Here is a 12,257-nt window from a genome sequence, read left to right as displayed (position 1 = left end):
AACGCGCATTGTCACGCGATCCTGAAGCGCGCCAGCGCGTCGCGGTCGATCTCGATGCCGAGACCCGGCCCCTGCGGCACGGACAGCTTGCCGTCGACCAGCTGCGCACCCTCGCCGACGATCGGATGGGTGAAGGCGTCGCGCAGCGGGTTCTGGTAGACCATGCACTCGAAGGTGCGGAAGCTCTCGGCCGCGGCGGCGAGCTGCAGGCTGGCGGCGACGCAGATCGCGCCCGACCAGCCGACATGCGGGGCGTAAGGAGTGTTGAAGGCGGCGGCGAGCTCGCAGATGCGCCAGGTCTCGCTGATCCCGCCCGAGCGCGTCACGTCGGGCTGGATCAGCCCGAGCGAGCGGTCCTGCAGCGAGGCCAGCGCATCCGTCGCGACGAAGTCGCTTTCGCCCGCCGCGAGCCTGATCGGCAGGTGCCGGGCGAGGCGGCGATAGCCCTCGCGGTCCTGCGGCGCGATCGGCTCCTCGAAGAAGCCATAGCCGAGATCGGCCAGGGCCCGCCCGACGGTCAGCGCATCGTCGACGTCATAGGCCCAGTTCGCATCGACATAGAGAGCAATGTCGTCGCCGGCGAGCCTGCGGACGAGTTTCGCGCGGGCGATCGCGTCGCGCAGCGGGTGGCCGAGCTTGACCTTGACCTCGCGGAAGCCGGCTCCCAGCACGGCGGCGACCTCCGCCTCGACGGTGGCATCGTCGAGCCAGTTGATCGAGGAGGCATAGGCCGCGACCTCCTTGCGCCCCATGCCGCCGAGCAGCTTGTGGACCGGTTGGCCCGCCTGCTTGCCGGCGATGTCCCAGAGCGCGATGTCGACGGCGGCGATCGCCTCGACGATCTGGCCGCCCGGCCGCCCGGACAAGGCGGCGCGCATCGTCTTCCAGAGCGCGCGCCGATCGGCGGCATCGCGCCCGATGAGCCGCGGCGCCAGCGCCTCCTCGATGAAGCGGGCATAGCCTGCCGCGCCACGGCGGCAGAGCCCTTCGCCGAAGCCGCCAGTGCCGTCTTCGGTCTCGACCTCGACCACGACGATCTCGATCGCCGGATAGTCGCCCTGCGAGGTCCGCTGGACCTTGGGCAGGGCCGCCCGCAGCGGGTGCGCGACGATCTTCGAGATGCGGCTGGCCGGCATGCGGCGTCGTCCTCCCATGTCATTCAACTTATCTGATAGGTTGAACAGTTGCCAAGTGGAGCGGCATCTGTCAATGATCGTCGAACGGAGGTGACCGATGCGCGATGCCGCTTCATCCCTGCTGGACGGGGACGACCCGTTCGCCGGCGGCGACGTGGTGCCGATGCGGCTCGGCGATGCCGTCATCCAGCGCATCACCCAGGCGATCCAGGACGGCAGGCTCAAGCCCGGCGACGCCTTGCCGTCGGAAGCGCGGATCGCCGCCTCCTTCGGCGTCAGCAAGCCGATCGCCCGCGAGGCGATCCGCCAGCTCGCGGCGATGGGCGTCGTCCATATCCAGCAGGGCAAGCCGACCCGGGTGCAGGCGCTCGATGCCGCCCCGCTCGATCGCTTCTATCGCTTCGCCGTGCGCGGCCGCCCGAACGGCCTGACCGAGGCGGTGGAGCTGCGCCGTATCCTCGAGCCGCCGATCGCCGCCCACAGCGCCGCGCGGCGTTCGGCCGGGGATGTCGAGAAGCTCGACCTGATCCTCGCCCGCATGGAGGATGCGCTCGGCCGCGTGCCGCGCTGGATCGAGGCCGATCTCGATTTCCACGAGGCGATCGCCGCCTCCTCCGGCAACCGCCTGCTCGATTTCCAGATCAGGGGCCTGCGGCCGGTGATCCGCGAGGTGATGGAGATCTTCAACTCGCGCGGGACGCGCACCAGGGCCGATTGGCGCCGCACTCTCGAGCGGCACGTGCGCGTCGTCGCGGCGATCCGCGAGGGTGATCCGGTCGCGGCCTCGGCTGCCATGAACAAGCATTTCGAAGCGGCTGAAGCCGCCATCGCGGAACTCGCGAGCCATCGGGAGGAAAAACATGAGCACGGAGACGGGACCGAGCCGTAGGCAGTTCGGCGCCGGCATTCTCGGGTTGAGCTTCGCGGCGCTCGCGGGCGGGGCAGCGCGTGCGCAGCAAGGCGGGCCGTTCAACGTCTTCACCCATCGCGTCATGCAGACGGTCTCGACCGGCGCGCAGGGCGGCGACATCACCAGGGACTGGGCCGCCAGGAACGGCGTCAGCGTCCAGTGGACAACCTTCGACACCGGCCCGCTGCAGGAGCGCCTGTTCCGCGAGGCGAGCCTCGGCGAGACCTCGGTCGACGTCGGCTTCGTCGTCAACACGCAGGTCGTGCCGCGCGCCGCCAGCCTGTTCGAGCCGCTCGACGATTACCTGAAGAAGGACCCGGTCGAGGACCTCGCCGACATCTTCCCCGGCTTGATGAAGGGCATGAATGTCGGCGGCAGGCAGCTCGCCGTGCCGTTCCGGCATGCCTCGTCCGGGCTGCACTACAACGAAGAGATCCTGGCCGAGAAGGGTTTCTCCAGGCCGCCGGCGACGATCGAGGAGATGATCGAGATCGCCAAGGCCTGCAGCTATCGCCGCGCCGACGGCACCCAGGTCGTCGGCCTGTGCACGCCGGGCGTGACCTATCCCAACGTCATCGACCTCGCCCGCGCCTGGGACGGCGAGTTCATCACGCCCGACTTCAAATGCGCCGCCGACCAGCCGCCGATGCTGAATGCGATCAGGACCCTGCGCGAACTGTTCCAGGCCAACGCCTTCCCACGCAGTTTCGCGACGCTCTCGCCCGAGGACGTCAATGTCTGGATGCAGCAGGGCCGGGCGGCGATGAGCCTGCAGAGCATGGGCCGCAACCGCATCTACAACGATCCGCAGAAGTCGAAATTCCCCGGCAGGATCAAGACGGTCGCCGTGCCGGCCTCGAAGACGCTGGCGGGGAAATACGACGCGGCCCCGGCCAAGGTCGAGTTCTGGGGTATGGTCATCCCGAAGAACGCGAAGCGGAAGGACCTTGCCTGGAGCTTCATCAAGGCGATGGCCTCGAAGGAGGCGACGCTGAAGGCGGCGCTCAACGGCAACGGCCCGGTGCGCGCCTCGACCTATGCCGACCCGAGCTTCGCCGGCACCGTGCCCTATGCGGCCGAGGAGCTGAAGGTGCTGAAGGTGGCACGCGTGCCGCTGCCGGCCTTCGACGAGGCGGCGCGTGCCGGCGACCTCTTCAAGGAGGAGGCGGAGGCCGCGGTGCTCGGCATGAAGACGCCGGAGGAGGCGATGGCCTCGCTGGTCAAGCGCGTCCAGCCGCTGCTGCCGGCCTGACCTCACGCAGCGGCCATGGCGCCGAAGACTTGGACGTCCGGAGGAGATGCCATGACCTTTCCGATCTCGCGCCGCCGCTTCGGCGCTCTCGCAGGCGCGGCCGTGGCCGCTGCGGCCCTGCCCGGCCGGGTCTTCGCCCAGGCGCAGACGCTGACCGTGCTCGGCCATCGCGTCCATCAGACCGCGGCCACGACCGGGCCGGGAGGCGACGCCACCGAAGCCTTCCGCAAGGCGAGCGGAGCGAGTCTGAACTGGGTCACCTTCGGCGACGTCAACGCCGTGCACGAGCGCCTGCTGCGCGAGGCCTCGCTGGCCGAGACCTCGATCGACGTCGCCTACCTCGTCAACGGCCGCGCCGTGCCGCGCAATCTCAGGCTGTTCGAGCCGCTCGATGCGCTGCTGAAGGAGGCGCCGATCGAGGCCTTCGACGATTTCGCGCCAGGCCTGATCGGCCCGCTCAAGCGCGATGGCGCGCTGCACGGGATCCCGGTCCGCCACGCCACCAATGCGCTGATCTACAACGAGGCCCTGCTGGAGGAGCGCGGCGTCGGCACGCTGCCGGCGAGCTTCGAGGAGCTGGTCGAGCTCGCCCGCAAGCTCACCTTCAAGCGCGACGATGGCACGCAGGTCCACGGCCTCGCCTTCACCGCGGTCTTCGCCTCGAACTTCCTGACCTTCGCCCGTTGCCTCGGCGGCGACTACATGACCGCCGACGGCAAGCTCGTCGCCAACGAACCGGCCATGGTCAAGGCCCTGACCATCCTCGCCGATCTCTACAAGACCGGCGTGCTGCCGCGGAACTTCGCCACGGTGAACAACGAGGAGATCACCACCTGGATGCAGCAGGGCCGGGCGGCGATGACGATCAACCCGTTCGCCCGCCTCGTCTCCTACAATGATCCGGCCAAGGGCAAGTACGGCGGGCGCTTCAAGTCGTTGCTGCCGCCGATGGCGGCCGACCTCGCCGGCAGGCTCGCCTTTGCGCCCACGGTCGAGTTCTGGTCGCTGATGATCCCGAGGAACGCGAAGCAGAAGCCGCTCGCCTGGGAGCTGATCCGCGCGCTGTCCTCGAAGGCCGGCGCCACCGCGATGGCGCTCAACGGCAACGGCCCGACGCGGATCTCGACCTATGCCGACGACAAGCTGATGGCGGCGATGCCCTATGCGGCCGACGAGGCCGCGGCGCTGAAAGCCTCGCGCATCCATCTGCCCGCCTTCGACGAGCAGGCCCGCGCCCACGACATCTTCGTCGAGGAGACTCAAGCGGCGGTGCTCGGCCGCAAGCCGCCGCAGCAGGCGATGGACGACGCAGTCGCCCGCGTGAAGCCGCTGCTCGGCTGATGCCGGAGCCGCTTTCAGGGCGCGTCGCCCTCGTCACCGGCGCGGCACGCGGCATCGGCCGCGCGATCGCGACGACGCTCGCCGAGGCCGGCGCGCATGTGATCGTCCATGATCGGGACGCCGCGGCCGCCCGCGCCGTCGCGGCCGATCTGCGAGGCGCCGATCTCGCCGCGTCGCCCCTGGTCGCCGATCTCGCGAAGGTCGCGGCCCCTTCCGCCATGGCGGCGGAGCTGGCGGCGAACCGGACCGAGCCCGACATTCTCGTGCTCTGCGCGTCGGTGGAGGTCCCCGAGAGCTGGGACGCGGTCTCCGAAGCCGCCATGGCCGCCCAGACGCAAATCAATCTCCATGCCACGCTGCGGCTGCTCCAGGCCTTCCTGCCGGGCATGCTGGCCCGTGGCTTCGGCCGGGTGATCGCCATCGGCAGCGTGCAGGAGGCGCGCCCCAATCCGACGCATTTCTATTACGCGGCGACCAAGGCCGCGCAGACCAACATGATCCTTAATCTGGCGCGGACCCTGCGCGTGCCGGGCGTCACCTGCAACGTCGTCCAGCCCGGCGCGATCCGGACCGAGCGCAACCGCGCCGCCCTGGCGCAGCCCGGGCGCGAGGAGCAGGTGCTCGCACGCATTCCGCTCGGGCGGATCGGCACGCCGGAGGACTGCGCCGGCGTCGCGCTGCTGCTCTGTTCGCCCGCGGGCGCCTACATCAACGGCGCCGAGATCGCCGTGGATGGCGGCATGCGGCTATGAGCCGCTCACGGGCGCGGCGGGCTCCAGCTTCGGTAGCGACAGCGTGACGCGCAGGCCGCCTTCGGCCCGGTTGTCCAGCGTGATCGAGCCGTCATGCGAACGGGCGACGGCGAGCGCGATCGTCAGGCCGAGCCCCGAACCGCCGGTCTGGCGCCCGCGTGATTCCTCGAGCCGGACGAACGGGTGGAACACCCGCTCCCTGTCCGCCTCGGCGATGCCCGGTCCCTCATCCTCGACGAGGATGGCGAAGCTGTCGCCGGCGTCGGCGATGCTGACCTTGGCCGCCCGGCCATATTTCACGGCGTTGCCGATGATGTTGGAGGCGGCGCGTTTCAGGGCGAGGACCCTGCCCCTGACCGGCGCGGAGTTCAGCCCGACCAGCGACACCGGGTGGCCCTGGTCGACATGCTCGTCGACGATCGTCTCGACCACCGAAGCGAGGTCTACCGCGCGCAGCGGCTCGCCCGAGGTGCCGCCGCGCAGATAATCGAGCGTCGAGTCGATCATCGCCTCCATCTCGCCGAGGTCGGCGTCGATCAGGGCGCGGGTCGCATCGTCTTCCAGGAATTCGGACCGGAGCCGCAGGCGCGTGATCGGCGTGCGCAGATCATGCGAGACGGCGGCCATCGCCTGCATCCGCTCGGCGACGAGGTGCCGGATGCGCTCCCGCATCGCGTTGAAGGCGCGCGCGGCCCGGCGCACCTCGGCGGGGCCGGTTTCGGGAAGCGGTTGCGGGACCTGGTCGGGGCTGAAGCGCTCGGCCGCCTCGGCGAGATCGCGCAGCGGCCGCGTCGCCCAGCGGAGCAGCAGCAGCGCGACGACGATGATGGCGACGGCGAAGCAGATCACGATCGCGGTCAGCCCCCAGTCGAGATGCTGCGAGGCCCCGAGGGCGGAGGAGGAGAAATTGACCCAGGAGCCGTCGTCGAGCCGCACCGAGACCAGCATCATGTGCTTGTAGGCATCGGTCTCGCCGGCGCCGAGCGCGCCATCGTCGGCGAAGCCGACCCGGAAGGATTCCGCGGCCAGCTCCGGAGCGAGCGCCTTGAGGCGCGCCTCCATCGCCCGGGTCCGCTCGGTCATCGGAGCCGTGCCGAGGACCAGGCTGACCTTGCTCCAGTGCACCTCCAGGCTGGCGCTCGACAGATCATGCGCGACACGGTCGCGCTCCGGCGCCTGCGGCAGGCGCGCGATCGCCCGCTTGATCGAGACGATGCGCTCGGCGAGGCCTCGGTCCTGACCGGCCGTCGCGAGGCTCTCGACGCCGACCCGATAGGCCCAGTAGCCGAGCAGGTGGAAGGCGAGCAGCGCCGCGACCAGGACGAGGATGGCCCGGCTGGCGACGGTGTCGGGCCAGAGCCGTTTGAGCAGAGGCGTCAAGCGGGCCGCTCCTGCCGGTGGTCGACCTGCGAGGCGAAGAGATAGCCGGCGCCGCGGACCGTCTTGATCAGCTGGCCGCCACGAGGATCGGCCTCGAGCTTGCGGCGCAGGCGGCTGATCTGGACGTCGATCGTGCGGTCGAAGGGATCGTCGCTCGTCCGCGCCTTGGCGAACTGCATCAGCGCCTCGCGGGAGAGGACCCGGTTGGCATGCTCGACGAAGGCGACGAGCAGGTCGAACTCGCCGGTCGACAGGTCGATCAAGGTTCCGGCCGGCGACTGGAGCTCGCGCCGCCGCAGGTCCATGCGCCAGCCGTCGAAGGTCACCATCGCGCCCGCCGGCGCGGCGGCAGAGCCGCGCTCCGTCCGCGCCCGGCGCAACACCGCCCGGATCCGCGCCAGCAGCTCGCGCGGACTGAACGGCTTGGTGACGTAATCGTCCGCCCCCTCCTCGAGGCCGATGATGCGGTCGCTCTCCTCGGTCCGGGCGGTCAGCATCACGATCGGCACCTGCGAGGTCGCGCGCACCTCGCGGCAGAGCTCGACGCCCGAGCGCCCGGGCAGCATCAGGTCGAGCACGATCAGGTCGATGGCGCTGTGCGCCAGCGCTTCCAGCATCGCCCGCCCGTCCGGCGCTCCGGTGACCTGGTAGCCGTGCCGCTGCAGGAAACGCGCGACGAGCAGCCTGATCTGCGGATCGTCGTCGACCACCAGGACATGGCCATGGTCGTCGGCGGCGGTTGCCGCAGGGGCCTGGTTCGTCTCTCGTTGTGCCTGCGTCGGAATGGTCCTGCCCCTCGAAACGCGATGCTGCGATCTGCTCTCCGCCACATTAGCGCGCTCGCGGCCCAGCCGCTCGGCCCGCTTTGAAACAATTTGTAACGGACGCCCGCGAAACGGCGCTGCTACCCCTGTCGCATCGAGACAGGGGAGCGGAATCGTGCCGTTCGTGAAGGTGCCGTTGCTGATGGCGGTGGGCGTGGCACTGGGCGCCTGCTCCGCCACTGTGCCAGACCATCTGGCGCGGCCGGCTGATCCGAACGCTCGCGTCCCTGCCGTCTCCTATCGCAGCGTGACGACGGGGGCCACCGCCCTGCGCCCGGCCGAGCCCAAGGATTGGCGCGAGCTCAACCGCCAGGTCGGGCCGAAGTCATGATGCTGCCCGCCTGCTCCACCGTTTCGTTCGCTCCATCGACTCACAGGCCAGCCTTGACCGCTCCGACTGAGCCGAATGCCCGCCGCCTGCTGCGCTGGAGCCTGCTTGCCGGCACGGCGGCTCTGCTCGGCGGCTGTGTCGGCGTCTCGGCCGATGGCGGCATGGCGCCAATCCAGATGGCCGCCTATGCCGAGATCGGCAAGGACGTCGTCAAGATCGGCGACGACGCAGGCGCGCTCACGGCGAAGGCGCGGGTCGACCAGCTCCTGCGCAAGCCGCTGACCGCAGACACTGCCGTGCAGGTCGCGCTGCTCAACAATCGCGGCCTGCAGGCCGCCTTCAACGAGCTCGGCATCGCCGAGGCCCAGATGGTCGCGGCGAGCCTGCCGCCCAATCCGCGCCTCGGCATCTCCAAGCTGTCGGGGCGCTTCGAAATCGAGATCGAGCGCCAGATCGCCGGCAGCCTGCTCGCGCTGGTCACCTTGCCGGTGCGTGCCGAGATCGCCGGCGACCGCTTCCGGACCGCGCAGTTGCGGGCGGCCGAGGCGGTGCTGAAGCTCGCTGCCGATACGCGGCGCCAGTATTATCGCGCGGTCGCCGCCAACGCTCAGGTCACCTTCTATCAGCAGGCCAAGGACTCCGCCGATGCCGCGTCGGAGCTGTTCAGGCGGCTGGGCGAATCCGGCGGCGTCAACAAGCTCGACCAGGCCCGCGAATTCGCCTTCGAGGCCGAGCTGACCGTGCAGCTCGCCCAGGCGCGCCAGCAGCAGCGCCAGGAGCGTGAACGGCTCGTCCGTCAGCTCGGGCTCTGGGGCGACGATCTCAAGTTCGCGCTGCCCGGAACCCTGCCGCCCTTGCCGCGGCTGCAAGCGGTGAAAGCGGTCGAGGCCGAGGCGCTGCGCAAGCGCATCGACGTCCAGATCGCGCGGGCGGAGCTCGACACGCTCGCGAAGTCGCTCGGGCTCGCCAATGCGACCCGCTTCGTCAACGACGTCGATCTGCTCGGGCGCCGCACTTACGATCGCGGCCGCAGCATCGCCGCCGACGGCCATGTCGAGCGCGAATCCGGGCGCAGCCGGACGCTGGAGCTCGAGCTCGAGATCCCGATCTATGATTTCGGCCAGTCCAGGGTCGCTCTCGCCGAGCAGAGCTACATGCAGGCCGCGAACAGGCTGGCGGAGAAGGCGGTCAATGCCCGCTCGGAGGCGCGCGAGGCCTATACCTCCTACCGCGCCAGCTACGACATCGCCCGCCAGTACCAGAACAACGTGCTGCCGCTGCGCAAGATCATCCAGGACGAGTCGCTGCTGCACTACAACGGCATGCTGACCGACGTGACACAGCTCATCGTCGACGCCCGCAGCCGCATCCTGTCGAATGTCGCGGCGATCAACGCGCGCCGCGATGTCTGGATCGCGCATACCGACTTCAAGCACGCGCTGATCGGCGGCGGCAGCGCAGGCGGCGGCCCGTCGGCCGTCGCGGCGGCGAGCGGCGGCGATTCCGGCGGCGGCCACTGAACGGAGGAGCCGAGCATGACGACGCTATCGCGCAGGGGCTTCATCGGCTCGTCCGGCCTCGTGCTCGCGGGGGCGGGCATGGTCTCGGGCCGCTCGGCCTTCGCCGCCGTGCCGGAGGCCCCGACCATGGCCGAGGCGACGACGCAGGCGCCGCTCGTCCCGACCACGGGGCCGGACTACCAGCCGGTCGCGACCCTGAACGGCTGGTCGCTGCCCTGGCGCATGAACGGCGACTGGAAGGAGTTCCACCTCGTCGCCGAGCCGGTGGTGCGCGAGCTCGCCCCCGGCATGAAGGCCTATCTCTGGGGCTATAACGGCCAGTCGCCGGGGCCGACCATCGAGGCGGTCGAGGGCGACAACGTCCGCATCTACGTCACCAACAAGCTGCCGGAGAACACGGCGGTGCACTGGCACGGCCAGCGCCTGCCCAACGGCATGGACGGCGTCGGCGGCCTGACGCAGCCGCACATCCCGCCGGGCAGAACCTTCGTCTACGAGTTCCAGCTCCGGCGCTCGGGCACCTTCATGTACCACCCGCACTCCGACGAGATGGTCCAGATGGCGATGGGCATGATGGGCTTCTTCGTCGTCCATCCCAAGGACCCGGCCTTCCGCCGCGTCGACCGCGACTTCGTCTTCCTGCTCAACGCCTTCGACATCGAGCCCGGCTCCTATGTGCCGAAGGTCAACACCATGCTCGATTTCAACCTGTGGTGCTGGAACAGCCGGGTCTTTCCGGGCATCGATCCGTTCGTCGTGGGCAAGAACGACAAGGTCAGGGTCCGCTTCGGCAACCTCACCATGACCAACCACCCGATCCATATGCACGGCTACGAGTTCAAGGTCTCGTGCACCGATGGCGGCTGGGTCGATCCGGCGGCGGCCTGGGACGAGGTCTCGATCGACTGCGCCGTCGGCCAGATGCGCGCCTTCGATTTCGTCGCCGACGAGCCGGGCGACTGGGCCATCCATTGCCACAAATCGCACCACACCATGAATGCCATGGGCCATTCGGTGAAGACCTATATCGGCGTCGGCAAGAAGGACCTGGCCAAGCGCATCGCCAGGATCGCGCCGGGCTACATGCCGATGGGTTCGAACGGCATGGGCGAGATGGGCGCGATGGAGATGCCGCTGCCGGACAACACCCTGCCGATGATGACCGGCTATGCCCAGTTCGGGCCGGTCGAGATGGGCGGCATGTTCTCGGTGGTGAAGGTCCGCGAAGGGCTGGCGAAGAACGACTACAAGGATCCCGGCTGGTTCAAGCATCCGCAAGGCACGGTCGCCTTCGAATACAAGGGGCAGAAGCTGGGCGAAGCCCCGCGGGCGAGTTCGCCCGACAGCGGCGTCGAGGCGGCCGAGTGGCGGGTCAAGGACCCGCGCAAGCCGAGCCTCGGACCGGACGGCAAGCCGCGGCCTGCGGCGAAGAACTCCCACTCCAACCATTGAGATGACGATGATCGATCGGAGAAGCCCATGATGACGGCATTCAAGCTCGCGGCGCTCGCGGTCCTCCTCTCTGCCGGCACGGCCCTCGCCGGGCCCGGCGCGGCCGGCCATGGCCACGGCCACGGCGGCGAGACCGCCTACGGCAAGCCGGGCGACCCGAAGAAGTCCGCGCGCATCGTCCAGGTCGTGATGAGCGAGCGAGACGGCAAGATGGTCTTCATTCCGGACCGGATCGAGGTCCGGCGCGGCGAGCAGGTCCGCTTCCGGCTGCGCAACGACGGCGAGCTCGAGCACGAACTGGTCTTGGCGACGTTGGAGGAGAACCTCAAGCACGCTGTCGAGATGCAGAAGAACCCCGACATGGAGCACGACGATCCGAACGCCAGGCGCCTCGCGCCGAAGAAGACCGGCGAGATCGTCTGGGCCTTCACCAAGGCGGGCGAGTTCGACTTCTCCTGCCTGATTCCCGGTCACCGCGAGGCGGGCATGACCGGCAAGATCATCGTCAAATAGGCTGCCGGCGAAAGGAGCATCCCATGCTGAAGACCGCCACCGTCCTCGCTGCCCTCGTCATCGCCCTGCCTGCCGCCGCGCAGTCGGTGAGCGGAACCGTCACCAAGGTCGACGGGCACCAGGGCAAGCTCACCATCAATCACGGCCCGATCAAGAACCTCGACATGGACGCGATGACCATGGTGTTCCGCGCCGGCGATCCGGCCATGCTGAAAGGGCTGAAGGCCGGCGACAAGATCAAGTTCGACGCCGACCGCGTCAACGGCCAGATCACGGTCACCAAGCTCCAGAAGGCGAATTGACCGGGCCGGGGAATGCGCTGATCCGCGCTTCACTCCGGATCGGCCGCCCTCGGTTGCGATGCCGTCGAGGCAGGCGCAGTCCCGCGCCGGCCAGGGGCTCCGCTCCGCGCGCCTGCCGTGGCGGTTGACCCGTTTCGCTGCGATCAATGGGGTTCGGGCGGCCGATTTTGATAGTTTGTTGCAGAAGGACGCCGAAATTCAGGGCCGGCCCTTGCTGACAAGGGCTTTTGGTTGGGTATTGTGGTCTGGAGAGGCGCGGGTTTGTGGGGCGTGCGGGGCTTTGGTCCTGCGTCGGTTCGCTTGGCCTTTGCGTCTGGTGTGGTGAAGGAGCCTGCATGATCTCCCCGATCCTTTCGGTTTCGAAGCTGACGACGTCCTTCCGTGTTGAGGGTCAGTGGCGCTCGGTGGTTCGGGATCTGTCCTTCGACATCAAGCCGCAGGAGACGGTTGCGGTCGTGGGCGAGTCTGGGTCGGGCAAGAGCGTGACGGCGTTGTCGATCATGCGTCTGACGCCGCCCGGGTCGAGCCGGATCGAGGGCTCGAT

General features: G+C 69.1%; 13 protein-coding genes. 10 read left to right on the top strand and 3 right to left on the bottom strand.

Annotated features, from left to right (window positions below; all coding sequences use genetic code 11):
* Positions 1-11 precede the first annotated feature (11 nt).
* Positions 12-1,136, bottom strand: a complete 1,125-nt coding sequence (locus CS1GBM4_RS23785) for a mandelate racemase/muconate lactonizing enzyme family protein (protein ID WP_244607383.1) — start codon at positions 1,134-1,136, stop codon at positions 12-14.
* Between the two features lie 97 nt (positions 1,137-1,233).
* On the opposite strand from CS1GBM4_RS23785, the gene CS1GBM4_RS23780 reads away from it, so the two are divergent.
* From CS1GBM4_RS23780 to CS1GBM4_RS23765, 4 genes are read left to right on the top strand one after another with little or no spacing between them, the layout of a single operon-like run.
* Entirely contained in the window at positions 1,234-2,025 is a 792-nt protein-coding gene (locus CS1GBM4_RS23780; RefSeq protein ID WP_186421243.1) for a FadR/GntR family transcriptional regulator, read from the top strand.
* Positions 1,997-3,298: an extracellular solute-binding protein gene (locus CS1GBM4_RS23775; RefSeq protein WP_186421242.1), complete on the top strand. Its 1,302-nt coding sequence runs from the start codon at positions 1,997-1,999 to the stop codon at positions 3,296-3,298. Before CS1GBM4_RS23780 ends, CS1GBM4_RS23775 begins: the two co-directional genes overlap by 29 nt.
* A 51-nt stretch (positions 3,299-3,349) precedes the next feature.
* Entirely contained in the window at positions 3,350-4,639 is a 1,290-nt protein-coding gene (locus CS1GBM4_RS23770) for an extracellular solute-binding protein (protein WP_186421241.1), read from the top strand.
* A complete protein-coding gene (locus tag CS1GBM4_RS23765) occupies positions 4,639-5,391 on the top strand; it encodes an SDR family oxidoreductase (protein ID WP_186421240.1) in 753 nt (250 codons plus the stop codon). Before CS1GBM4_RS23770 ends, CS1GBM4_RS23765 begins: the two co-directional genes overlap by 1 nt.
* On the opposite strand, the gene CS1GBM4_RS23760 is transcribed toward CS1GBM4_RS23765, so the two are convergent.
* The gene (locus CS1GBM4_RS23760; protein WP_186421239.1) at positions 5,386-6,771 is read right to left on the bottom strand and encodes an ATP-binding protein; all 1,386 of its coding nucleotides are present in this window, start codon (positions 6,769-6,771) and stop codon (positions 5,386-5,388) included. The genes CS1GBM4_RS23765 and CS1GBM4_RS23760 overlap by 6 nt on opposite strands.
* Positions 6,768-7,481: a response regulator gene (locus CS1GBM4_RS23755; RefSeq protein ID WP_244607382.1), complete on the bottom strand. Its 714-nt coding sequence runs from the start codon at positions 7,479-7,481 to the stop codon at positions 6,768-6,770. The genes CS1GBM4_RS23760 and CS1GBM4_RS23755 overlap by 4 nt, the downstream gene beginning before the upstream one ends.
* A gap of 229 nt (positions 7,482-7,710) precedes the next feature.
* Between CS1GBM4_RS23755 and CS1GBM4_RS23750 the strand changes: the two genes are divergently transcribed.
* From CS1GBM4_RS23750 to CS1GBM4_RS23725, 6 genes are all read left to right on the top strand, one after another.
* On the top strand, positions 7,711-7,926 hold the full coding sequence (locus CS1GBM4_RS23750; RefSeq protein ID WP_186421238.1) for a hypothetical protein: 216 nt from the start codon (positions 7,711-7,713) through the stop codon (positions 7,924-7,926).
* A gap of 53 nt (positions 7,927-7,979) precedes the next feature.
* The gene (locus tag CS1GBM4_RS23745; RefSeq protein WP_244607381.1) at positions 7,980-9,446 is read left to right on the top strand and encodes a TolC family protein; all 1,467 of its coding nucleotides are present in this window, start codon (positions 7,980-7,982) and stop codon (positions 9,444-9,446) included.
* A gap of 15 nt (positions 9,447-9,461) precedes the next feature.
* Entirely contained in the window at positions 9,462-10,898 is a 1,437-nt protein-coding gene (locus CS1GBM4_RS23740; RefSeq protein WP_186421237.1) for a copper oxidase, read from the top strand.
* A gap of 27 nt (positions 10,899-10,925) precedes the next feature.
* Positions 10,926-11,411: a cupredoxin family protein gene (locus CS1GBM4_RS23735; RefSeq protein ID WP_186421236.1), complete on the top strand. Its 486-nt coding sequence runs from the start codon at positions 10,926-10,928 to the stop codon at positions 11,409-11,411.
* 23 nt (positions 11,412-11,434) lie between these two features.
* On the top strand, positions 11,435-11,713 hold the full coding sequence (locus tag CS1GBM4_RS23730; protein ID WP_186421235.1) for a copper-binding protein: 279 nt from the start codon (positions 11,435-11,437) through the stop codon (positions 11,711-11,713).
* Between the two features lie 335 nt (positions 11,714-12,048).
* Positions 12,049-12,257 (top strand): ATP-binding cassette domain-containing protein (locus tag CS1GBM4_RS23725; RefSeq protein WP_186421234.1); only part of this gene is annotated, 209 nt, incomplete at its 3' end.

The organism is Allobosea sp. CS1GBMeth4 (genome assembly GCF_900185715.1).
In the GTDB taxonomy this organism is placed as follows: domain Bacteria; phylum Pseudomonadota; class Alphaproteobacteria; order Rhizobiales; family Beijerinckiaceae; genus Allobosea.
The sequence above is the reverse complement of the archived record's forward strand: the minus strand, read 5'-3'. Positions and strand labels throughout refer to the sequence as shown.